We start from the raw sequence: 23355 nt of genomic DNA, 5'->3' as shown, positions 1-23355 counted from the left end.
CTCCTTACCAACGACGATCCGCATCGTGATCCATGACCGGGCGCAGGCGGGCCGCAATGGCCTCGCGCGCACGGAAAATCCGGGACCTGACTGTCCCGATCGGGCACTGCATGGTGCTGGCGATGTCTTCATAGCTCATCCCTTCGATCTCGCGCAGGACGATCGCCGTGCGCAAATCCTCAGGCAACGCCTCGATCGCGTCATTGACCGTTTCGGCGATCTGGCGGCTCGCAACCATGGATTCCGGCGTGCCATGATCACTTAGGCTGTCAATCTGGTCAAAAGTTTCACCATCCTCGTTTTCCAGGGCGGAGACGGTGTTCGGGCGGCGGTGACGGGCGGCCTGCCAGTTGCGGGCGGTATTGATGGCGATGCGGTAGAGCCAGGTATAGAAGGCACTATCGCCGCGAAACTGGGGCAGCGCCCGATAAGCCTTGATGAAAGCCTCCTGGGCGACGTCCTCGACATCGGCGGGGTTGTGGATCATGCGCGAGAGCAGGCGCATGATCTTGCGCTGGTACTTGATGACCAGCAAGTCGAAGGCACGGCGTTCGCCGCGCTGTACACGCTGGACCAGGTCCAGATCGACCTCGCGCTCGCTCATGGCTGTGCCCCTCGAGGCACGCGCGGCGCGCCGCGCATGTCGGGACCTATATCCGGCGCACGATCATCGAACCGTTGGTGCCCCCGAAGCCGAAGGAATTCGACAGGGCCACATCGATCGTCATCTCGCGCGCCTGGTTCGCGCAGAAATCCAGATCGCACTCCGGATCCTGGTCGAACAGGTTGATGGTGGGCGGCGACACCTGGCGATAGACCGCCAGCGCCGTAAACACGGCCTCGATCCCGCCCGCCGCCCCCAGCAGGTGGCCCGTCATGGACTTGGTCGAATTGATCACGAGCTTGTAGGCATGATCGCCGAATGCGAGCTTGAGCGCGTCCGTCTCGTTCTTGTCGCCCAGCGGGGTCGAGGTGCCATGCGCATTGACGTAGCTGATCTCGTCGGCGTTCACCCCGCTGTTGCGCAGGGCATTGAGAATGCCCCGGCGCGGGCCGTCCTGATCGGGGCTGGTGATGTGATAGGCGTCGGAGCTCATGCCGAATCCCGAGAACTCGCAGTAGATGCGCGCGCCCCGGCGGCGAGCATGCTCGTATTCCTCGAGCACCACCACCCCGGCGCCCTCGCCCAGAACGAAGCCGTCGCGGCCGCGATCCCAGGGGCGCGAGGCGGTCTTGGGGTCGTCGTTGCGGGTGGACAGCGCGCGCATGGCGGCAAAACCGCCCATGCCCAAGGGCGAGACAGAGCTCTCGGCGCCGCCGGCGACCATCACGTCGGCATCGCCGTACTCGATCAGCCGCGCGGCATCGCCGATGCTGTGCAGCCCCGTGGTGCAGGCCGAGACCACCGCATAGCTCGGTCCTTTGAGGCTCAGCATGATCGAGAGCTGGCCCGAGATCAGGTTGATGAGGGACGCCGGGACGAAGAACGGCGAGATCCGCCGCGCCCCGCGCTGCAAGTACTCGATCTGGGTCTCTTCGATCCGGGGCAGGCCGCCGATGCCCGAGCCGATGATGGTGCCCAGGCGGGTCGGGTCCTCTGTGTCGATGTCCAAGCCCGAGTCGCGCCAAGCCTGCAGGCCGGCCACCACGCCATAATGGATGAAGGTATCCATCTGCTTGGCTTCTTTGGGCGGAATATAGGCCGAGAGATCGAGTCCCCGGACCTCTCCGGCGATCTGGCTATTGAGCACTGAAGCATCGAAGCGTGTCACCCGGTCGATACCCGACCGGCCATTGACAATATTGTCCCAGGCGGTATCGACATCGTTACCCACGGGGGAGACGATGCCCAATCCGGTTATCACGACACGTCGTTTCACGTACGGCTCCTGAAATTGGAAAAGGCGGTTTCAAGCAGGTGGTGCGCAAGCCTGGCATGCCAAGGGTATTGGCATGCCCGCCAACCATCTGCTAGGAACCGCCCTGAGGCTCTTGCGCGGCGTGCCGCGTCATCGCTATGAAAGAAAGTATTATTGCTTGCTATGCGAGGTGATGTAGTCAACAGCCTGCTGCACCGTCGTGATCTTCTCGGCCTCTTCGTCCGGGATCTCGGTTTCAAATTCGTCTTCGAGGGCCATCACGAGCTCGACCATATCGAGCGAATCGGCACCGAGGTCGTCAAGGAAGGAAGATTCGTTCTTGATCTCGGCCTCGTTGACGCCGAGTTGCTCAGCGACGATCTTCTTGACGCGCTGTTCGATGCTTTCCATGCATATCTCCAAGTAGGGAAAATCCCGCGAATTATAGCCAAATGAGACAATCTGGGCAGCGGGTGGTGATAAAAAAGGCAGATCCAGGACGCGCGTCGACATCCCCCGGGATCTCGACGCGCCATGCGTGGCATGCCGGTTGATTTGAACGGATTTTACCTTAGACGGCGCCATCCGTTCCTGATGCATTACATGTACATACCACCATTGACGTGCAGAGTGGTACCTGTTACGTAGGCGGCATGCGGCCCCGCCAGGTAGGCGACGGCATGGGCGATCTCGGTTGCCGAGCCCAGGCGCCCCAGCGGAATCTGGCCGAGGATGGCGGCGGTCTGCGTTTCGTTCAGGGCACGGGTCATGTCGGTCTCGATGAAGCCCGGCGCCACGCAGTTCACCGTGATATTGCGACTGCCCAGCTCGATGGCCAGGGCGCGCGACATCCCGGCCACGCCAGCCTTGGCGGCCGCGTAGTTGGCCTGGCCGGCGTTGCCGCTGTACCCCACCACCGAGGTGATGTTGATGATCCGCCCCCAACGGGCCTTCATCATGGTCTTGGCCACCCCGCGCGACAAGCGGAACACCGCCGACAGATTGGTGTCGACGACCGCCGCCCAGTCCTCGTCCTTCATCCGCATGATGAGGCCGTCGCGCGTGATCCCGGCATTGTTGACCAGGATGTGCGGCGCGCCCTCGCCCGCGAGCTCTGCCAGCAGGGCGTCACAGGCCGCGGCGTCATTGACGTTCAGGACGACACCGCGCCCGCCATGTGCCGCCAGAGCCTCGCCGATAGCCCGGGCGCCCGCCTCGGAGGTGGCGGTCCCGACCACTGTGGCGCCGCCGGTGGCCAGTTCCTGAGCGATGGCGCGGCCGATCCCGCGCGAAGCGCCCGTGACGAGGGCGATTTTGCCTTTGAGTTGCTTGTCTGACATGTCAGCCTCCCAGTGCGTCCAGCGTCTGCCGCAGCGATGCCGGATCGGTGATGTTCATAGCCTGCAGGTTGCGGTCGATGCGCTTGACCAGGCCGGACAGGACCTTGCCGGGCCCGCACTCGACCACGTGAGTGACCTCGGCGGCGGCCAGCGCCTCGATGGTCTCGACCCAGCGCACCGGGTGCCAAGCCTGGCGCACCAAAGCGTCGCGGATCGCGCCGGGATCGCCCGGCCGGGCGACATCGACGTTGTTGATCAGGGGAATGGCCGGGCTGCGGACCTCGATCGCCGCCAACGCCTCGCGCAGCACCGCCGCCGCGGGCTCGAGCAGGCTGGAATGAAACGGCGCCGAGACCGGCAGCGACAGCGCGCGCTTGGCCCCGGCGGCTCGGGCGCGCTCGCAGGCGCGCTCGACCGCGCCCGCATGTCCGGCGATCACGACCTGAGCCGGTGCGTTGTAGTTCACCGCCTCGACCACCTCGCCATCGGCCGCCTCGCCGCAAACGCGACGCACCGTCTCGTCGTCCAGGCCCAGGATCGCGGCCATGCCGCCCATGCCGACCGGCACTGCGGCCTGCATGGCCTGCGCGCGCACCCGCACGGTGCGCAAGGCGTCGGCGAGATTGATCGAGCCCACGGCGGTCAATGCGGAATACTCGCCCAGGCTGTGGCCGGCGACCAGGTCAGGCGCGCGCCCACCGGCCGCGATCCAGGCCCGATACATGGCGACCGCCGACAGCAGCATCGCGGGCTGGGTGTTGGTGGTGAGGTTGAGATCCTCGGCAGGTCCCCGGGCGATCAGCCCGGAGAGATCCTGGCCCAGGGCGGCGTCGCCCTCGCGCACGGCCGCCTGGACGACCGCATCGTCGACCCAGGCATCGAGCATGCCGACTGTCTGCGAACCCTGGCCGGGAAAGACAAAGGCTATCTTCATAGGGACCCCTACATTTTGGCGAGGACCGAGCCCCAGGTGAAGCCGCCGCCGACGCCTTGCAGCAATACGAGATGCCCGGGACGGATGCGGCCGTCGCGACAGGCCGCGTCCAGCGCCAGCGGTACGCTGGCGGCCGAGGTATTGGCATGCTCGCCCACCGTGATCACGACCTTTTCGTCAGGGACGTGGAGCTTGCGGCTGATGAAGTTGATGATGCGCACGTTGGCCTGGTGGGGGACCAGCCAGTCGACCTGCTCGAGCGCCACGCCGGCCTGTTCGCAGACCTCGCGCGCCGAGCGCGACAGAGAATTCACCGCGAGCTTGAACACCGCCTGGCCATCCATCCGCAAAAAGGGGTCGCCCGTCACCTGGCCCCGATCGATATTGCCCGCCGCGCACAGGATGTGCATCTGGCTGCCGTCGGCGTTGAGCGTGGCCCCCAGGATGCCGGGCTCGTCGCTGGCGCGGAGCACCACCGCACCGGCGCCGTCGCCAAACAGCACGCAGGTGCGCCGGTCGCTCCAGTCGAGGATGCCCGAGAACACCTCGGCACCGATCACCAGCGCGTGACGCGCGCGACCGGCCTGGATGAAGGCATCGGCGGTGGCCAGGGCATAGACAAAGCCGCTGCAGACGGCCTGGACGTCGAAGGCGGCGCCGCCCGCGGCACCGAGATTGGCCTGCACGAGGCACGCCGTGCTGGGAAAAATGAAATCGGGCGTGGAGGTGGCGACGATGATCAGATCGATGTCGCCGGCCGCAACGCCGGCGGCGTCCAGAGCGGCCTGCGCCGCGTAAGTCGCCAGCGCGCTGGTCTTGACCCCCGGGTCGACGATGTGGCGCTGTCGGATGCCGGTGCGTTCGACGATCCAGGCATCGGAGGTCTCGACCCCACGCGTCGCCAGCTCGGCGGCCAAGTCGTCGTTGGTGACGATCCGAGGGGGCAGATAGCCGCCCGTTCCTATGATCCTGGCGTAAGGCATCGTTCTTCCGGAAAGAAAACTAGGGGGCGGCGGGCGCGGAATCGGCGGCCGTGTCCGAGAGCGTATGGCGCAAGGCCGCCAGGCCCTGGATCGTGCCGTCGAGCAGACCGTTGTGCACCGCCTCGCGAGCCCGCTGCAAGGCCTGCCCGAAGGCGTAGGCGTCGGCCGAGCCGTGGCTCTTGATCACGATGCCGCGCAGCCCCAACAGGGCGGCCCCATTGTAGCGACGATTGTCGACCCGCGAGCGGAAGCGGTTGAGCACAGGGCTGGCCACCAGGCCGGCGGCCATGGTCAGCGGCGTGCGGCGGAATTCCTCGCGCATCATGACGCTGATCATCCGGGCCAGGCCCTCGACGGACTTGAGCACCACATTGCCGACAAAGCCGTCGCAGACGACCACGTCGACCGTGCCCTTGAAAATATCATCGCCCTCGACGTTGCCGTGGAAGTTCAGGCCGCTGGCGCGCAACAGCTCGGCGGCGCGCTTGACCACATCATTGCCCTTGATGACTTCTTCGCCGATGTTGAGCAGCCCCACGCGGGGCTGTTCCAGCCGATCGACGCTGGACGCCAGGGCCGAGCCCATCAAGCCGAATTGGAGGAGGTGCTCGGCCGTGCAATCCACGTTGGCCCCGAGGTCCAGGACCGTGGTCGCCCGTCCCGCCTGGTTGGGAATGGCGGTGGCGATCGCTGGTCGGTCGATGCCGTCGAGCGTCTTGAGCACGTAGCGCGAGATCGCCATCCAGGCCCCCGTATTGCCGGCGGACACCGCCGCATCGGCACGCCCGTCCTTGACCGCCTGGACCGCGACGCGCATCGAGGAGTCCTTCTTGCGGCGCAGCGCGACCTCGACCGAATCGTGCATGGTGACGACCTCGGAGGCGTGGAGGATCTCGAACGAGCCGGCGGGCGCCGCGTCCTTTTGCAAGGCCTGGCGGACCTGCGACTCGTCGCCCACCAGCAGGCAGTGCGCATCGGGACACGCCCGCGCAAACGCGATGGCCGCCGGCACCGTGACCGGCAGACCATGGTCGCCCCCCATGCAATCGATGGCGATACGAACCCTGCTGTTAGGCATCGGATACGTGATCCGGGGGCGATTACTCGTCGTTCTTGGTCTTGAGGACCTTGCGGCCGCGGTAGACGCCGTTGGGGCTGATGTGGTGGCGCAGATGCAACTCGCCGGTCGTGGGCTCGATCGCCGTGGCCGGAGCGGCCAGGAAATCGTGCGCGCGGTGCATGCCGCGCTTGGACGGGCTCTTTTTGTTTTGCTGGACAGCCATGATGACTCCTGTAATCGGGCCGCTCATTGTAAGCGAAAGCCCAGGTGTTGAATAAATTTCAGTGCCGCTTGAGGCGCTCCAGCGCCGCGAAGGGCGACGGGCGCGCGTGATCCGCATCCCGCCCGCCGGCCGGCCCGTCGGGGCAGACCTCATGCCTGGGCGCATAGGGCACGGCGAGGATGAGTTCGTCCTCGACCAAGTCCAGCGCATCCAGGCGCCCCTCGGCGACCAGGTATTCTTCGCCGCCTTGCCCGCTCGCCTCGAGCGCATCCATCGCCTCGAGTTGCGCCTGGGTGCGCAGCAGCCGCAGGCTGTTGTCGACCTCGACCGGCAAGCCGAAAACCTCGAGGCATCGCTGGCACGTCACGCGCACCTCGCCCCGGGCCCGCACATCCAGCCAGGCGTTGCCCTGGCTGTCCGCACGGCCGGCCAGACGCCAGGCGATCGTGCCGTCCTGCGGCGCGGGCAACCCCTCGCATAGACGCGAAAACCGGGCAAGAGGCGTCTCGTCATGCAAAACCCGCCCCGTGTGCGCAAATTCCAGCGCATCGACGAGCCAAGAATTCGAGAAATCCATGGATTCGGTATTCGGAAAAACTCTAGATCATACCTTACTGCAAGAAATACGGTCAATTTCAACCGCCAAAACGCGCTCGCAGCGGCGCGGCGCGCGCTACACTGTCGCCTGGAATGAACATCTCCGGCCCCGTATGCGCCTGATTCTTGCATCCAGTTCCCCTTACCGCCGTCAGATGCTCCTGCGTCTGGGGCTGCCTTTCGAGGTCTGCCCTCCCGACGTGGATGAAACGCCCACCCCCGGCGAGGACCCCGTCGCGCTCGCCTTGCGGCTTGCCCGGGCCAAGGCGCTGAGGGTCGCGGCGGCGCATCCCGACGCCATCGTGATCGGCTCCGACCAGGTCGCGGTCTTCGAGGGGCGCCCGGTGGGCAAACCGGGCAGCCACGCCGGCGCACGCGCGCAGTTGCGCCGCTTCAGCGGCCGCAGCGTGGCTTTTCACAGCGCGCTGTGCGTCACCGACGGCACCACCGTTCACGTCGAGGATGTCCCCACCGACTGCGAATTCCTCACGCTCGATGAGGCCCAGATCGAACACTACCTGCGCACCGAGCGCCCCTACGACACCGCCGGCAGCGCCAAGGCCGAGGGTCTGGGCATCGCGCTGATGGCCCGAATGCGCAGCGACGACCCCACGGCGATCATCGGCCTGCCCCTGATCGCGCTCGCACGCCTGCTGCGCCGCCTGGGCCTCGACCCCCTGCAACCCCCGACTCTGACGCCACCATGACCGTGCTGCACCTGATCCCCGTTGGCCTGAGCCCGGCGCCCCTGGACGCCTGGCTGCCGGCGGCCGCCCGCGAAGCGGCGGCCAGCCTGCGGATCTACATCGCGGAAAACGCCAAGACCGCCCGCGCCTTCCTCAAGACCATCGGCACGCACGCGCCCTTGCAAGACATCGTGATCCACACCCTCAGGCCCGACACGCGTGACGACGAGATCCGGGCCTGGCTGCAGGCCATCCCCGCCGGGCAGGACATCGGCCTGGTCTCGGAGGCCGGCTGCCCCGCGGTCGCCGACCCGGGCGCTGCCGTCGTCGCCCAGGCGCACCGGATGGGCCTGCGCGTCCTGCCCTGGACCGGCCCCTCATCGATCATGCTGGGCCTGATGGCCAGCGGCCTGCAAGGCCAGCGTTTCGCCTTTCACGGCTATGCGCCGGTCAAGCCGGGCGAGCGCGACGCCCAGTTGCGGGCCTGGGAATCCGCTTCGCACAAACAGCAGCAGACTCAGATCCTGATCGAGACCCCCTACCGGAACGAAGCCATGTTCGAGGCGCTGCTGCGCACGCTGCGCGAGTCCACCCGCCTGTGCGTCGCCTGCTCGCTGACTGCCGAGAACGAATGGATCCGCACCTTGAGCATCGCGCAATGGCGCAAGGCGCCACCCCCCGACCTGGCCCGCAAGCCCGCGCTGTTCCTCTACCTGGCGGACTGAACCTCTATCCGGACGGCCGGGTCCGGACCCGCCACCACAGCCGCAACCCCAGCAGCGCGGCAAGAATCAAGGCGTAGACGTGAGGCTCGGCAAAATCGTTCTTGCCCGCGCGCATCAGGTAGAAATGCAGCACCGAGAGCACAGCCGCCGGATAGACGAGGGTGTGCAAGCGCCGCCACCCCCGCCCCAGCCGGCGGATCCATCCGTGAGTGGACGTCAGGGCCAGGGGCACCAGGCACAATACCGCCAGCGTTCCGATCAGGATGAAATCGCGCTGCCACACGTCCGTCCACATCGCCGCCCAGTTGCCGCCCCGGTCCCACCAGCCCCAGGCCAGCACATGCAGCACCGTATAGAAAAACGCGTACAGGCCCAGCATGCGGCGGTACCGGATCGCCCCCGGCCAACCCAGGAGACGCCGCAGCGGGGTTGCGCACAGGGTCAGCCACAGCGCGACCAGCGCCCAGACCCCCGAGGACCGGATGAGAAACTCAGGCGGGTTCGCGCTCAGCCCGTCGTGCGCTCCCAGCCAGAACCAGCGCGCCAACGGATACAGGCAGGCGAGGAACAGCCCCCCCTTGGACAGACGCAGGGGCCAGTCGGCGCGCGCCATCAGAAATTCCGTCGCAGATCCATGCCCTGATACAGTCCTGCCACCTGCTCGGCATAGCCGTTGAATGGCAGGGTGGGGATGCGCGGCGCGAACAAGCTTTGGCCGATGCGCCGTTCGGTCGCCTGGCTCCAGCGCGGATGCGGAACGTCGGGATTCACATTTGCATAGAAGCCGTACTCGCGGGGCGCGGCGCGCATCCAGCTCGAGACCGGCGCCTCGGCCTGCAGGCGGATATGGACCAGCGACTTGGCCGACTTGAAACCGTATTTCCAGGGCACCACCACCCGCAGCGGCGCGCCGTTCTGGGCCGGCAGGCGGCGTCCGTACACGCCAAACGTCAGCAGGGTCAGCGGATGCATGGCCTCATCCATGCGCAGGCCCTCGGTATAGGGCCAATCGAGGATGCCGTCGCGCACGCCCGGCATGGCCTCGGCCTGCAGGTCGGTGGTGAATACGACATAGCGGGCGTCGGCCGTGGGCTCCACGTATTTGATCAGGTGGGAGAGCGAATATCCCGTCCAGGGAATCACCATGGACCAGGCCTCCACGCAGCGCAGGCGGTAGACGCGCTCTTCGAGGGGCGCCAGGCGCAGCAGCGCATCCATGTCCAGCGTCACAGGACGGCGCAGCGCCCCGTCGATGCGGACCTGCCAGGGCTCGAGGCGCATCCGGCCAGCGTTCAGGGAAGGATCGGCCTTGCCGGTGCCGAACTCATAGAAGTTATTGTAGGTGGTGATGTCGCTCCAGGCATTGGGCGGCTCGTCGACCGACAGGGCCGGATTGGGCCTGCCCGCGAGGGGCGGCCCCTCGGGCGCCGCCTCGTCGGCGCGCGCGCCCCAGGGCAGGCCCAGGGCGAGCGAGCCCGTGGCGACTTGGCGCAGCCACTGGCGCCGGGACTGCCAAACCGCCTCCGGGGTGATCTCGGAGGGCCGGATAGGATTGCCGCCGCGCATACGTTCTCCAGGAAACCGGGACGAGGCCCGCATGAACCCTCGGACTATTGTCCGCCGCGAAAGTTCAAATTTCAAGCGTCCGGCGGGCGCGCTCAGGTCCGCGCCAGCAGCCAGGCCTGCATGTCGCCGACGCTCGAGGCCAGGGCCGTGGGCTCGGCCGTGCCGAGCTCCTTGCGCGAATGCGCGCCGTAGCTGACCGCCAGGCTGTCGACGCCCGCATACCGGGCCATCAGCACATCATGGGTGGTGTCCCCCACCATCACCACCTCGAAGGGCTCGAGGCTCAACTCGTGCAGCAGTTGCTCGAGCATGGCGGGGTCGGGCTTGCCGGCCGCCTCGTCGGCGCAGCGGGTGGCCTGGAACACCTCGCGCAGCGCCAAGGCGTCGAGCGCGCGGTCCAGCCCCCGGCGGCTCTTGCCCGTGGCGACCCCCAGGACGACGCCGCGCTGGTGCAAGCCCCGCAGGAAGGCGTCTTGCCCGGGAAAGAGCTGTTGTTCCCGATCCTGGCTCAGGAAGTGCGCGCGATAACGTTCGGCGAAGGCCTCCATCCGCTCGGACGTGAGGTCCGGGACCAGCCGGTACAGCGCGGCCTCGATGGACAAGCCGATGACCCAGCTCGCCTCCTCGACCGAGGGCAGGGGCAGGCCCAGATCGGCACAGGCACTGCGCAAAGCGGCAACGATGTGCTGCGTGGAATCCATCAGGGTGCCGTCCCAGTCGAAAATCACGGCGCGGTAGGTCTTCATGTGCGGTCTCCGAGAGTGCGCAGCAGGGCCAGGCAGGCGGGAGGCAAGGGCGCCTCGAGCCGCAGCGGTTCGCCGCTGACCGGGTGGGGCAACTCGAGGCGGTGCGCATGCAGGAACATGCGCCGGAACCCCGCGGCCGCGAGGGCGGCGCGCACCTCGTCCAGGCCGTACTTCTCGTCGCCCGCGATGGGATGGCCGCTGGCCGCCAGATGCACCCGGATCTGGTGGGTGCGGCCGCTGCGCAGCTCGGCGCCCACGAGGCTGTAGCGCCCATAGCGCCGCTGCAGGGTGACAATGGTGTGGGCGGGCCTGCCCTGTGGATCCACGCGGACGCGGCGCTCGCCCGAGGCGGTCAGGGTCCTCAGCAGGGGCAGCCGGATATGCTGCCGCTCGTTGACCCAATCCCCCACCACCAGGGCCAGATAATGCTTGTGCCCCGCCGCTTCGCGCAGCATATCGTGCAGGGCGAGCAACGCCCGGCGCGAACGGGCGACCATCAACAGGCCGGAGGTCTCGCGGTCCAGCCGATGCGCCAGCTCGAGGAAGCGCTCGCCGGGCCGCGCCGCCCGCAACTGCTCGATCACCCCGAACGACACCCCGCTGCCGCCATGGACCGCCACGCCGGCGGGCTTGTCGATCACCAGGAGGTCCCGGTCCTCGTGGATCACGGGAAACACGGCCGGCGGCACGGCGGGCCGCTCGCCGGGCGCGGGCAGGCGCAGGGGTGGAATGCGCAGCAGATCGCCATCGTTCAGGCGAGTGTCCGCCGCGCAACGGCCCTTGTTGATCCGCACCTCGCCACTGCGGATCGCCTTGTAGATGTGGCTCTTGGGCACCCCTTTGCAGGCGCGCAACAGAAAGTTGTCCACACGCTGCCCGGCATGCTCGGGCCCCACGGTGACAAAGCGCACACTGGGCGCGGGATTTTTCACGGGAATCGCATCAACTATTTTGCGCATAGGGAAAAGCGGCATATAATCGCTTCCAGCCTATAGAGGCTGGATACCGCTCGACGTAGAGATGCAATGGATGCGTCTCCGTCGAACCATAAGGCGCTCATTGTAATGCCTGGACTCCAGCCTCCGGGTCCAAGGTCGCCGGTACCATCCTGGTTCCACCCCGCCCACATCTCATGTCGGGCCCGGGGAATCGATGGAACACCGCGTGCGACGCTGTCGGTTTCTGCTCTTTTCAGCACCAGGCGTGGCCATTCGTGCGCGCCTGCCGTTCCCAGCAAGTATTTTTGTCAACCACTACCGTGCCCCTGACCGCCCTGCTGCCAGAACCTCGCGCCTCAAGGCGCGCCGTGCCTACCCGGACAGGAGTGGGCGCGGCCTGACGTTCCTGGCCCGCTCGACCCTTACGCAGACCACAGCCACGCAGACCGAGTGACCCGAGGTCGTGCGCCGAACCCGGCGCGCCATGACAACGGAGAAACCCACTCATGAAACGCATGCTGTTCAATGCGACGCACCAAGAAGAGCTACGCGTCGCCATTGTCGATGGTCAGAAGCTCATCGATCTGGACATCGAAACTGCCGGACGCGAACAACGCAAGGGCAACATCTACAAAGGCGTCATCACACGCATCGAACCCGGCCTCGAAGCCTGCTTCGTCAGCTACGGCGAAGAACGCCACGGCTTCCTCCCCTTCAAAGAGGTTGCGCGCAGCTATTTCAAGGAAGGCGTGGACGTGCGCACCGCGCGCATCCAGGACGCGCTCTCCGAGGGCCAGGAACTCATCATCCAGGTCGAAAAAGAAGAGCGCGGCAACAAGGGCGCGGCCCTGACCACCTTCATTTCGCTGGCCGGCCGCTATCTGGTCCTGATGCCCAACAACCCCCGGGGCGGCGGTGTCTCGCGCCGCGTCGAGGGCGAGGACCGCCAGGAACTGCGCGACACCATGGACCAGCTCGAGATCCCTTCGGGCATGAGCATGATCGCCCGCACGGCGGGCATCGGCCGCAGCGCCGAGGAGCTGCAATGGGACCTGAACTACCTGCTGCAGCTCTGGAGCGCGATCGATGCCGCCGCGCGCGACAACAAGGCGCCCATCCTGATCTACCTGGAATCCAGCCTGGTCATCCGCGCCATTCGCGACTATTTCTCGCCTGAAATCGGCGAGATCCTGATTGATACCGACGACATCCATGATCAGGCCACCGCCTTCATGAGCGTGGTGATGCCCGACAACGTCGGCCGCGTCAAACTCTATCGCGACGACGTGCCGCTGTTCTCGCGCTTCCAGATCGAACACCAAATCGAAACCGCCTACTCGCGCACGGTCCAGCTCCCCTCGGGCGGGGCCGTCGTGATCGACCACACCGAGGCGCTGGTCGCCGTGGACGTGAACTCGGCGCGCTCCACGCGCGGGGCCGACATCGAGGAAACCGCCTTGCGCACCAACCTCGAGGCCGCCGACGAGGTCGCCCGCCAGTTGCGCCTGCGCGACCTGGGCGGCCTGATCGTGATCGATTTCATCGACATGGAGGAAAGCAAAAACCAGCGCGCCGTGGAACAGCGCCTGCGCGACGCGCTGCACTTTGACCGGGCTCGTGTCCAGATGGGCAAGATCTCGCGCTTCGGCCTGATGGAGCTCTCGCGCCAGCGCCTGCGTCCGGCCCTGAGCGAAGGGTCCCACATCACCTGCCCGCGCTGCACCGGCACCGGCGTGATCCGCGACGCGGAATCCAGCGCCCTGCACGTACTGCGCCTGCTCCAGGAAGAAGCCATGAAGGAAGGCACTGCCGCGCTGCACGCGCAGGTGCCCGTCGAGGTCGCCACGTTCCTGCTGAACGAAAAGCGCCGCGACATCGGCCAGATCGAGTCCCGCCTCAAAGTGAACCTGGTCCTGATCCCCAACAAGTCGCTGGAAACCCCGCACCACCACATCGAGCGGCTGCGCCACGACGACCCGCGCCTGGAAGAGCACAAGACCAGCTTCGAACTGGTGCAGGAGCCCGAGGACAAGGTGACCTGGCAGCCCAACAAGGCCCAGGAGGCCAAGTCCCGGCCCGAGGCGCTGGTCAAGGGCATCCAGCCCGCCGAGCCGGCGCCGCGCCACGTTGAACCCGAGGCCAAGGCCGTGGCCGCGACCGCCGTCGCCGCGCCGACGCCCCGGGCCAGCGGCGGCCTGTTCAAGCGCCTGTTTGGCTGGCTGGCCGGATCGGACCAGACGCAAACCGCCACCGAGGCCCCCAAGGCCGAGGAAACCGCCTCGGCGCGCGGCCGGCGCGCCGGCACCGACGCGCGCCGCGAACGCGGCCAGGGCACATCATCGGGCCGCGGACGCCGACGCGAGCGCGGCGAGCGTCCCAACGAGCGCGGTGATCGCGAGGCCGTGCGCACCACCACTGCTGTCCAGGCAAATCAGGCTCCCGTACAAGCAGCCCCCGAGGCCGCACACGCCGAGACCGGCGAACCACGCCGTAATCGTGGTCGCCGTGGCCGCGGTCGTAGCCGCCACGAGGACGCCCAGGTCGCAATTGGAGCCGAAGCGGACGAGCTGACCACGGCGCTGCCGGCGGCGGCAAGCGCCGCCATCGCCCTGCCGGCCGAGACCCTGGCCCCCACCCTGGCCGATCTGCCGGATGACGAGACCGAAGCACCCGTCGCCGGTCCCGCCGTGGACACCGAATCCGGCGATCCCGAGCGCAAGCGCCGCCGCCGCCGCAGCCGCCGCGGCCGCCGCAGCGGCGAAGCCGCCGTCGAGGCCACGGACAGCGATACCCAGGCCGTCGAGGCATCCGGTGACGACGACGGCGCCCCACACGCGGTCGATATCGAAACCCACGAGTCACCGCGTTTCGATCCTCACGCCCTGAACGGTGCCGCACAGCCCGACGTGCAGCAGACCCTGGAATTCGCGCCCCGCGAACCCGCCCCCACGGCGGCTGCCGAACCGGCCCCGGCCGACGCCGAATCGGCCCATGACCGCTACGCCCGGATCTTGCCCGCTGCCGCGCAACCCGTGGCGGACACCGCCAACGAGGGGTGGACCGAGGCCAGCACCGGCTCGACGACCGCCGAATCCTCCACCCCGGTGTCCTGGGAGGAGGTGCCGACGGCCGAACCGGCCGCCCCGGCAGCCGAGGAAACCGTCCCCGCGGCCGAGGAGCCCGTCTCCGTGATCGAGGAAGCCGCCGTCACTGCCATGGAAGCCGCCCCCGCCATCGAGGAAACGGTTCCCGCCATCGAGGAAACGGTTCCCGCCATCGAGGAAACGGCTCCTGCCATCGAGCAGGCAACCCGGGCAGCCGCCCCCGCCGTCATCGAGGCCGCCCAGGCGCGCGACGACCGAGCCATCGGGCTTGCGGACACCACGATCGTGCAGGCCGAACCGCCCGCCGAGACCACGGTGCCCGACGGCACGGCGCCGATCGCCATGCCACCGATCAGCGAGTCGCTGCAGGCCGCCGGCATGCAGCTCATCGAAACGCGCACCACAGGCACGTCCTACACCCCGGCCGCGCCGGTGCGCCTGGGCCGCGCCCGCAAGCCGGCGGCCCTGCGCCAGGACGAGCCCCTGGAACAGGTGGAAACCCACTGACCCCCGACTCGGCCGCCCTTCGGGGCGGCCCCACGGATAAAAAGAGGGCGGCACGATGTGCCGCCCTCTTTTTATCGCGTGACCTGACGCTAGGCGACCTTTGACACCACCTCGATGGGCTGGCGCATGAACAGGGCCAGCAGGTGGGCCAGCTCGGTGCGCATCTCGCGGCGATCGACCACGCAGTCGATCGCGCCCTTGGCCAGCAGGAACTCGGCGCGCTGGAAGCCTTCGGGCAATTTTTCGCGCACCGTCTGCTCGATGACGCGCGGCCCCGCGAAACCGATCAGAGCGTTGGGCTCGGCCATCACCACATCACCCATGAAGGCGAAACTGGCCGACACGCCGCCCATGGTGGGATCGGTCAGGATGCTGATGAACGGCAGGCCCGCATCAGCCAGGCGGCTGAGCATGGCATTGGTCTTGGCCATCTGCAGGAGGGAAAACAGTGATTCCTGCATGCGCGCGCCGCCGGAAGCCGACACGCTGACAAAGGGCGTGCGCCCTTCGATGGCGGCCTGTACGCCGCGGGCGAAGCGCTCACCGACCACCGAGCCCATTGAGCCGCCCATGAAGCTGAATTCGAAACACGCCAGGACCGCCGGCACCGACAGGATTGTGCCGCTCATGACGACCATGGCCTCGGATTCCCCCGTCAGCTTGATGGCCTCGGAGACGCGCTCGGGATATCTGCGCGAGTCCTTGAACTTCAGGGGGTCCATCGGCCGCGTGCCCGCGCCGATCTCGACGCGGCCCTCGGGATCAAGCAGCGCATCAATACGCGCGCGCGCGCCGATACGCATGTGGTGGCTGCACTTGGGGCACACGTTCAGGGTCGCCTGCAGGTCCTCTTTGTACAACACGGATTCGCAGGAAGGGCACTTGACCCAGAGGCCCTCGGGAACGCGCTTGTTGGCGCTGGAATCGCTGCTGCGATTAATGCGCGGAGGCAGGATTTTCTCGAACCAGCTCATGAACTATCCTCGCTTGATCTCTGTCAGTGCCTGGTGGATGCCGCCCAGCCATTGAGCCGCGGCCTCGATGGCGGCTTGCGGTCCGCGCTCGTGCGAGGACTGCTCGATGACCTGGATGAGCGCGCTGCCGATCACCACCGCATCCGCGCAGGCGGCCAAGGCCTGTGCGCTGTGCGCATCGCGAATGCCGAAGCCCACCCCCACCGGGATATCCAGGTGGCGGCGGATGATCTCGAGGTGGCGCCGCACGTCCTCGGTATCGAGGTGCCCGGCGCCGGTCACGCCCTTGAGCGACACATAATACACATAGCCGCGCGCCAGTCGGGCGACCAGCCGCATGCGATCCTCGGTCGAGGTCGGCGCGAGCAGGAAAATCGGATCCAGGCCGGCCTCGGCCAGCATCCCGGTAAAATCCATCGATTCCTCGGGGGTGTAGTCCACCACGAGGACGCCATCGACACCCGCCTGCGCCGCGCGCCCGGCAAAGACCTCGCGGCCCATGCGCTCGATCGGATTGGCGTAACCCATCAGGACCACCGGCGTACGCTCGTCGCGGCGACGGAATTCGGCAACCATCTCGAGGACCCGCGTGAGGCTCGTGCCGGCAGCGATCGCCCGATCGCCGGCGCGCTGGATCACCGGACCATCGGCCATCGGGTCGGAGAACGGCACGCCCAGTTCGATCACGTCGGCGCCGGCGCCGGCCAGGGCATGCATGAGCTCGGGCGTTGAGGCCACCAGCGGATCGCCGGCGGTGATGTAGGGGATCAGCGCCGCGCGGCCGGCCAGCGCCCCGAAGGTCGCCGACAGGCGGGCATTGCCGACCCGGGTGGTGCTCTCGGTCATGGCGCGCTCCGTCACAGGGTGATGCCGCTGAACTCAGCGACCGTATGCATGTCCTTGTCGCCACGGCCGGACAGGTTCACCAGGATGACCTGGTCGCGCGGCAGCGTCGGGGCCAGCTTGGCCGCGTGGGCGACGGCATGGGCGGACTCGAGCGCGGGCATGATGCCCTCGATGCGGCAGCAATCGTGGAATGCCGCCAGGGCCTCCTGATCGGTGATCCCGACGTACTCGGCCCGGCCCGACTCCATGAGCCAGGCGTGCTCGGGACCGACGCCCGGGTAGTCCAGGCCTGCCGAGATGGAGTGGGTCTCGGTGATCTGGCCGTTGGCGTCCTGCAGCAGGTAGGTGCGGTTGCCGTGCAGCACACCCACCACGCCGCGCTCGAGGGAGGCCGCGTGCCGCCCGGTGTCCAGGCCCTCGCCCGCCGCCTCGACGCCCACGAGACGCACCCCCGAATGATCGATATAGGGGTGGAAGATTCCCATCGCATTCGACCCGCCGCCGACCGAAGCCAGGATGTAGTCGGGCTGACGGCCCGCGTCGCGCGGCATCTGCTCGAGGCATTCGCGGCCAATGATGGACTGGAAGTCGCGCACCATCATGGGATAGGGATGGGGCCCGGCGACCGTGCCGATGATGTAGAAGGTGTTCTCGACGTTGGTCACCCAGTCGCGCATGGCCTCGTTCAAGGCGTCCTTGAGCGTGCGCGAGCCGGACTCGACGGGCACCACGGTGGCGCCAAGGAGCTTCATGCGGTAGACGTTCGAGGCCTGGCGGCGGACATCCTCGCTGCCCATGTACACCACGCACTCGAGGCCGTAGCGCGCGGCCACCGTCGCGGTGGCGACGCCATGCTGGCCGGCGCCGGTCTCGGCAATCACGCGCGGCTTGCCCATCCGGCGCGCCAGCAGGGCCTGGCCGATGCAATTGTTGACCTTGTGCGCCCCGGTATGGTTCAGATCCTCGCGCTTGAACCAGATCTGCGCCCCACCGAGCTGCTCGGACCAGCGCCGCGCATGATAGACGGGACTGGGCCGTCCGACGTAATGCTCGAGCTCGTAGGCGAATTCACGCTGGAACTCCGGATCGTCGCGATAGCGATCGTATGCCTCGCGCAGCGCATCGAGCGCATGCACCAGCGTCTCGGCGACGAACGATCCGCCGAATACGCCGAAATGCCCCTGGGGGTCGGGAAGATGATAGGGTTCCAAGGCTTTCTCGAAAAACATCCGCTGGGCGAAGGCCCGCGCGGGGGCGGCACAAACGACGCGCCGGATCAAACAGGATATTCTACCAGCGCCGCCCCCGCGCGCGCCGCCAGGGCCATGCGGGCGGAAAATCACTGGCGGCTCGCATCCACGCCCGGCAACTCGTTGACCGCGGCCAGGGCCTGGGCGATCTGCTCGCCGTTGCGCACCTCGATGGTGAACACCATGTGCGCCAACGAGCGGCGGCTATGCGTGGTCACCCGCACCACCCGCAGCCGCAGGCGGGCAAAGACCTCGGACAGGTCACGCAGCAGCGTGGGTCGGTCCTGCGCATGGATGCCGAGGTCGATCGGATACATGGTGCCGCCGGTGTCGCCCCAGGCGACCTCGATGATGCGTTCGGGATGGCGCTGCGCCAGGGCGGCCCACGAGGCGCAATCGCGCCGGTGGATGGACACCCCCCGGCCTCGCGTGACAAAGCCGCCGATCAGGTCCGGCGGCGCCGGCCGGCAGCAGCGCGCAAGCTGCGTCAGCAGCGAATCCACCCCCACGACCAGCACGCCGCTCTTGCCGGTGCGCGCCACGCTGCCCTGGTCGCTCGCATAGACGCGGGCCTCGTCGCGCTCGGCCTGCGCGGGCGACACCGGCTCGCGAAAGACGTGGTCGATCTGGCGCAGGCTGAATTCTTCCTTGGCCGCGGCGACGTACAAGTCGTCGGCGCGAGCAAAACCGAGCTGCTGCGCAAGCTGCTCAAGGTTGGTTGCCGTGCGGCCCAGGCGCTGCAATTCCTTTTCGACCAGGGCCTGACCCTGGGCGATGCGCTGCTGCAGCTCGATCGCGTTGAACCATGCGCGCACCTTGGCACGCGAGCGGGGACTGGCGAGAAAGCCGAGCTGCGGATTGAGCCAGTCGCGCGAGGGGCCGCCGGACTTGGCGGCGATGATCTCGACCGTCTGACCGGTCTGCAAGGTCGTGGACAGCGGCACCATCTGGCCATCGACCCGCGCGCCGCGGCAGCGGTGCCCCAGGTCGGTGTGCAGGTAATAGGCAAAATCCACCGGCGTGGCGCCCGCCGGCAGCTCGATGACGCGTGCCTGCGGCGTCATGACGTAGATGCGATCGGCCGCCTGCGCCTTGGGCGCGGGCCCGCCCTCGTCCTTCCAGGCCAGGAGCTGGCGCATCCAGGCGATCTTCTGGTCGTAGTCGCCGCTGGCCGACACCTGTCCACCGCGCGCACCAGCCTCCTTGTAGCGCCAATGGGCCGCCATGCCGTACTCGGCGAACTGGTGCATGTCGCGCGTGCGGATCTGCACCTCGAAGGCGCGGCCCTGCTCGTCGGCAACCACGGTATGCAGCGAACGATAGCCATTGGGCTTGGGCCGGGCGATGTAATCGTCGAACTCGTCGGGCAGCGGCGTCCACAGAGCGTGCACGAGGGCCAGAGCGGCATAGCAGGCGCGTTCGTCCTCGACGATCACGCGCAAGGCCCGCAGATCAAACAGCTGGCCGAAGGCCAGGTGCTTGAGGCGCATCTTGTTCCAGATGCTGTAGATATGCTTGGGTCGGCCATGGATCTCGGCCGGAATGCGCGCATCCTCGAGCGCGTCGCGCAGCCGCCCCACCACCGCGTCAATGAAGGCCTCGCGCTCGTTGCGCTTTTCCTCGAGCTGGCGCGCGATGGACTTATAGATGTCGGGCTCGAGAAAACGGAAGGCCAGGTCCTCCATTTCCCACTTGAGCTGCCAGATCCCCAGGCGATTGGCCAGCGGCGTGTACAGCGACATGGTCTCGCGCGCGAAGCCGGGCGGACACGGCGTGTGTGTGCCCGCATACCAGCGCAGCGATTGCAGCCGCGAAGCCAGGCGCATCAGAACGATGCGCAAGTCGGCGGCCATCGCCAACAGCATTTTGCGCTGTTTTTCCTTTTGGTCGCCGTCTGCGGCGTCCTCTGCGCGCCCGGCGACCTGGCCCAGGCGCAGCAGCGCGCGCACGCCCTGCACCAGCGTCATCACCTCGGGCCCGAAGGCCTTGCGCATCGGATCCTGGCGCGCCGCCTCACCCGCGGGCGCGGACTGGACCGCCAGCAACGCGGCGGCCCGGGTCACCGCGTCCGACCCCAGCGCGGCCAGGATCGCGACCACCCCCGCGCTATGCGCATCCAGCGCCTCGCCCGTGCTCGCCCGAATGCCCCGCAGGGGCTCGCGCACCCACTCGGCGGCCTGCGCCAGCAACGCCCGCCCCGCCTCGTCCAGACCATCGCCCGCCGCCTGCAGCCAGGCGGCGTCGAATGGGTCGGCGGTTTCGGATTCGATCGGGGCGCTCATGGGTATCGGCAACACGCGGGGCGAATACGGGCTTCTCAGGCCCCTATACTACCGTGAGTCGCATCATGACGTAGGAGCCGCCATGCCGAAGCAATTGACAATCATCTGGCATTCGCGCACCGGCGCGGCGCGGCAGATGGCCCAGGCCGCGGCGCGCGGTGCCCAGGCAATCGCCGACGAGCTGCGGGCTGGCGAGAATTTCATTCTGTGCATGTTGCGCGCCGAAGACACGGGCGCGGAGGCGCTATTGGCCGCGGACGGCCTGATCCTCGCCGCGCCCGAAAACCTCGGCAGCCTGAGCGGCGCCATGAAGGAATGCCTCGACCGCAACTACTACGCCGTCCTCGACCGCCTCAATGGCCGCCCATACGCCGCAATCGTCACCGCGGGGTCGGACGGCCAGGGCGCCCAGCGCCAGATCGAACGCATCTGCACCGGCTGGCGCCTGGCGCAGGCCGCCCCGACCCTGATCGTGCCCATGCGCGCCCAGACCCCCGAGGCGATCCTGGCGCCCAAAACCGTCCCCGAGCCATGGCTGGAGCGCGGCGCGACGCTGGGCGGCACACTGGCCGCGCTGCTGCTGTGAGGGCGGGTGGCCTTTCTAGGAAATGCCGTAAGCACAAATTAACTTATTCCGGATATCCCTCATTTCGATCACAGATCCTGAATATATAGCCGCTACAATTTCAAATAATTATCATATAAAACAATAGATTAAATAAACAATCGAAAATATTCGATACCTAAAATATACGTTTTTTAGATTTATTTAAAATATACCTATATATGTCATTTTGACAACTTTACTGCCCAAATAGACATTCCAATCTCGGCTCTTCCGGCCGATGATGTCATCCTGCACCCCCCGACACCAGGAGACATCCCATGAAAACCCAAGTCGCCATCATCGGCGCAGGCCCCTCGGGCCTGCTGCTCGGCCAATTGCTGCACCTCCAGGGCATCGAAACCGTCATCCTCGAATCCAAAACCCCCGATTACGTTCTGGGGCGCATCCGCGCCGGCGTGCTCGAATACGGCTTCGTCGACCTTATGCGCGAGGCCGGCGTCGCCCGGCGCATGGATGCCGACGGCCTGGTCCATGACGGCTTCAGCCTCTCCTTCCAGGGGCGCCGCGAGCGCATCGACATGAAGGGCCTCACCGGCGGCCATTCGGTGCTGGTCTATGGCCAGACCGAGCTCACCCGCGACCTGATGGATGCGCGCCGCGCCAGCGGCGCACCCATCATCTACGAGGCGGCCGACGTGGAACTGCATGATTTCATGGACGAAAAACCACGCGTGTCCTTTACCCGGGACGGCGAGCGGATCGAACTCGAATGCGACTACATCGCCGGCTGCGACGGCTTCCACGGCGTCTCGCGCAAATCGGTGCCCCAGGGTGCCATCCGGAATTTCGAGCGGGTCTACCCGTTTGGCTGGCTCGGGCTGCTGTCGGACACCCCGCCGATCGAGGACGAACTCGTCTACATCCACAACCCACGCGGCTTTGTGTTGTGCAGCATGCGGTCCCACACGCGCAGCCGCTATTATCTCCAATGCAGCCTGGCCGAGCACGTCGAGGACTGGTCCGACGACCGCTTCTGGACGGAACTCTCGGCGCGCCTGCCTGAGGACATTGCCGGCAAGCTGATCACCGGCCCGTCGCTGGAAAAGAGCATCGCTCCCCTGCGCAGTTTCGTCGCCGAGCCCATGAAATTCGGCCGCCTGTTCCTGGTGGGCGACGCGGCGCACATCGTGCCGCCCACCGGCGCCAAGGGCCTGAACCTCGCCTCCAGCGACGTCTACACCCTCTATCACGCGCTGCGCGGCACCTATCACGACGGGCGTGCCGAACTGCTGGAAAAATACTCCGAAATCTGTCTGCGGCGCATCTGGAAGGCCGAGCGCTTTTCATGGTGGATGACGATGCTGCTGCATACTTTCAACGATGACCCCTTCAGCGAGCGCATCCAGCGGGCCGAGCAGGACTACTACACCAGCACGGTCGCAGGGCGCACCACCATTGCCGAAAACTACGTCGGGCTGCCCTACGAGTCCGTCGCATAGGCCGCTTTACGGCGCCAAGCCCACCCTCCACGCAGGGCAATCCGGGTTCACCCGAACATTTTCGGTAAAATCCCTCTTAGGCCGCGCGCGGAAACCCGATCCGCGCGCCGGCCCGATCGATTGCCGGAGCCCGAACCATGACACACGTCGTCACCGAAAACTGTATTAAATGTAAATATACCGACTGCGTCGATGTCTGTCCGGTGGATTGCTTCCGCGAGGGCCCGAATTTTCTGGTGATCGATCCCGAAGAATGCATCGACTGCGCGGTCTGCGTCCCCGAATGCCCCGCCAACGCGATCTTCGCCGAAGAAGACGTGCCGCAGGATCAGCTCGACTACATCCCCCTGAATGCCGAGCTCTCGCCCGAATTCAAGCCCATCAACCGCTCGGTGGGGGCGCTGGACGGCGCCGACGAATGGAACGGCGTCGCCGACAAGCTCAAATACCTCGAGCGCCCCTAAACAGAGACCACGGTCTGGCGCCGGGTCGCGGCGACCACCCCCCGAGGGAAGCCGTGGGCGCCACGGCACCCATCCGGGCGGCGCTTTATCGCATGACGTCATAAAAACGCCACATCCCCCTCTTCAGGGAATGGGGAAAACCCGTACCCAAGGGGTTTCGGGTACCGTCCCCCATCAAATTCCGTTACTTTAAGTACACATTCG

Annotated in this window: 23 protein-coding genes; 6 read left to right on the top strand and 17 right to left on the bottom strand. The window is 66.9% G+C overall.

From position 1 onward, the window contains the following. Positions 1-4 precede the first annotated feature (4 nt). The 9 genes from rpoE to ABS761_RS01280 all read right to left on the bottom strand — a co-directional run bounded on the left by rpoE (position 5) and on the right by ABS761_RS01280 (position 6976). Complete coding sequence (rpoE, locus tag ABS761_RS01320) at positions 5-604, bottom strand: RNA polymerase sigma factor RpoE (RefSeq protein WP_350406137.1); 600 nt, start codon at positions 602-604, stop codon at positions 5-7. A gap of 46 nt (positions 605-650) precedes the next feature. Continuing rightward, a complete protein-coding gene (gene fabF / locus ABS761_RS01315; RefSeq protein ID WP_350406136.1) occupies positions 651-1880 on the bottom strand; it encodes a beta-ketoacyl-ACP synthase II in 1230 nt (409 codons plus the stop codon). Positions 1881-2030: 150 nt separating this feature from the next. After that, on the bottom strand, positions 2031-2270 hold the full coding sequence (gene acpP, locus ABS761_RS01310) for an acyl carrier protein (protein ID WP_043680887.1): 240 nt from the start codon (positions 2268-2270) through the stop codon (positions 2031-2033). Between the two features lie 188 nt (positions 2271-2458). Next, positions 2459-3199, bottom strand: coding sequence for a 3-oxoacyl-ACP reductase FabG (gene fabG / locus ABS761_RS01305; protein ID WP_350406135.1), 741 nt, complete (start codon positions 3197-3199; stop codon positions 2459-2461). A 1-nt stretch (position 3200) separates the two neighbouring features. After that, positions 3201-4133, bottom strand: a complete 933-nt coding sequence (gene fabD / locus ABS761_RS01300) for an ACP S-malonyltransferase (protein WP_350406134.1) — start codon at positions 4131-4133, stop codon at positions 3201-3203. A gap of 8 nt (positions 4134-4141) precedes the next feature. Beyond that, positions 4142-5116 (bottom strand): beta-ketoacyl-ACP synthase III, encoded by a 975-nt coding sequence (locus tag ABS761_RS01295; RefSeq protein ID WP_350406133.1) that lies wholly within the window; start codon positions 5114-5116, stop codon positions 4142-4144. A gap of 19 nt (positions 5117-5135) precedes the next feature. Beyond that, complete coding sequence (plsX, locus tag ABS761_RS01290; RefSeq protein WP_350406131.1) at positions 5136-6194, bottom strand: phosphate acyltransferase PlsX; 1059 nt, start codon at positions 6192-6194, stop codon at positions 5136-5138. Positions 6195-6216: 22 nt separating this feature from the next. After that, positions 6217-6399: a 50S ribosomal protein L32 gene (gene rpmF / locus ABS761_RS01285; protein WP_350406130.1), complete on the bottom strand. Its 183-nt coding sequence runs from the start codon at positions 6397-6399 to the stop codon at positions 6217-6219. Between the two features lie 58 nt (positions 6400-6457). Beyond that, positions 6458-6976: a YceD family protein gene (locus ABS761_RS01280; protein ID WP_350406129.1), complete on the bottom strand. Its 519-nt coding sequence runs from the start codon at positions 6974-6976 to the stop codon at positions 6458-6460. A 133-nt stretch (positions 6977-7109) separates the two neighbouring features. Between ABS761_RS01280 and ABS761_RS01275 the strand changes: the two genes are divergently transcribed. After that, a complete protein-coding gene (locus ABS761_RS01275; protein ID WP_350406128.1) occupies positions 7110-7703 on the top strand; it encodes a Maf family nucleotide pyrophosphatase in 594 nt (197 codons plus the stop codon). Next, on the top strand, positions 7700-8407 hold the full coding sequence (locus tag ABS761_RS01270; RefSeq protein ID WP_350406127.1) for an SAM-dependent methyltransferase: 708 nt from the start codon (positions 7700-7702) through the stop codon (positions 8405-8407). The genes ABS761_RS01275 and ABS761_RS01270 overlap by 4 nt, the downstream gene beginning before the upstream one ends. A 4-nt stretch (positions 8408-8411) precedes the next feature. On the opposite strand, the gene msrQ is transcribed toward ABS761_RS01270, so the two are convergent. The 4 genes from msrQ to ABS761_RS01250 form a co-directional block, all read right to left on the bottom strand. Further along, positions 8412-9020, bottom strand: coding sequence for a protein-methionine-sulfoxide reductase heme-binding subunit MsrQ (gene msrQ / locus ABS761_RS01265; RefSeq protein WP_350406126.1), 609 nt, complete (start codon positions 9018-9020; stop codon positions 8412-8414). After that, a complete protein-coding gene (gene msrP, locus ABS761_RS01260) occupies positions 9020-9973 on the bottom strand; it encodes a protein-methionine-sulfoxide reductase catalytic subunit MsrP (protein ID WP_350406125.1) in 954 nt (317 codons plus the stop codon). Before msrP ends, msrQ begins: the two co-directional genes overlap by 1 nt. A 92-nt stretch (positions 9974-10065) precedes the next feature. Further along, the gene (locus ABS761_RS01255; RefSeq protein ID WP_350406124.1) at positions 10066-10719 is read right to left on the bottom strand and encodes an HAD-IA family hydrolase; all 654 of its coding nucleotides are present in this window, start codon (positions 10717-10719) and stop codon (positions 10066-10068) included. After that, positions 10716-11693 carry an RluA family pseudouridine synthase gene (locus ABS761_RS01250; protein WP_350406123.1) on the bottom strand — a complete coding sequence of 326 codons (978 nt, stop codon included), beginning with the start codon at positions 11691-11693 and terminating at the stop codon, positions 10716-10718. The genes ABS761_RS01255 and ABS761_RS01250 overlap by 4 nt, the downstream gene beginning before the upstream one ends. Before the next feature lie 470 nt (positions 11694-12163). Between ABS761_RS01250 and ABS761_RS01245 the strand changes: the two genes are divergently transcribed. Next, positions 12164-15268 carry an Rne/Rng family ribonuclease gene (locus tag ABS761_RS01245; protein ID WP_350406122.1) on the top strand — a complete coding sequence of 1035 codons (3105 nt, stop codon included), beginning with the start codon at positions 12164-12166 and terminating at the stop codon, positions 15266-15268. An 89-nt stretch (positions 15269-15357) separates the two neighbouring features. Here the strand turns inward: ABS761_RS01245 and accD are convergent, their stop codons facing one another. The 4 genes from accD to ABS761_RS01225 form a co-directional block, all read right to left on the bottom strand. Then, the gene (gene accD, locus ABS761_RS01240; RefSeq protein ID WP_350406121.1) at positions 15358-16242 is read right to left on the bottom strand and encodes an acetyl-CoA carboxylase, carboxyltransferase subunit beta; all 885 of its coding nucleotides are present in this window, start codon (positions 16240-16242) and stop codon (positions 15358-15360) included. A 3-nt stretch (positions 16243-16245) separates the two neighbouring features. Further along, complete coding sequence (trpA, locus tag ABS761_RS01235; protein WP_350406120.1) at positions 16246-17088, bottom strand: tryptophan synthase subunit alpha; 843 nt, start codon at positions 17086-17088, stop codon at positions 16246-16248. Between the two features lie 11 nt (positions 17089-17099). Beyond that, a complete protein-coding gene (trpB, locus tag ABS761_RS01230; protein WP_350406119.1) occupies positions 17100-18299 on the bottom strand; it encodes a tryptophan synthase subunit beta in 1200 nt (399 codons plus the stop codon). 128 nt (positions 18300-18427) lie between these two features. Continuing rightward, positions 18428-20620, bottom strand: coding sequence for a RelA/SpoT family protein (locus ABS761_RS01225; protein ID WP_350406118.1), 2193 nt, complete (start codon positions 20618-20620; stop codon positions 18428-18430). Between the two features lie 82 nt (positions 20621-20702). Between ABS761_RS01225 and ABS761_RS01220 the strand changes: the two genes are divergently transcribed. From ABS761_RS01220 to fdxA, 3 genes are all read left to right on the top strand, one after another. After that, a complete protein-coding gene (locus ABS761_RS01220; protein ID WP_350406117.1) occupies positions 20703-21206 on the top strand; it encodes a flavodoxin family protein in 504 nt (167 codons plus the stop codon). Positions 21207-21505: 299 nt separating this feature from the next. Then, on the top strand, positions 21506-22687 hold the full coding sequence (pobA, locus tag ABS761_RS01215; protein WP_350406116.1) for a 4-hydroxybenzoate 3-monooxygenase: 1182 nt from the start codon (positions 21506-21508) through the stop codon (positions 22685-22687). 137 nt (positions 22688-22824) lie between these two features. Next, entirely contained in the window at positions 22825-23151 is a 327-nt protein-coding gene (gene fdxA, locus ABS761_RS01210; RefSeq protein WP_350406114.1) for a ferredoxin FdxA, read from the top strand. Positions 23152-23355: the final 204 nt, after the last annotated feature.

It is taken from the genome of Castellaniella sp. GW247-6E4 (assembly GCF_040276065.1).
Classification (GTDB): Bacteria; Pseudomonadota; Gammaproteobacteria; order Burkholderiales; family Burkholderiaceae_B; genus Castellaniella.
Note: the sequence above shows the minus strand (reverse complement) of the source record. Positions and strands in the feature narration are given on the sequence as shown.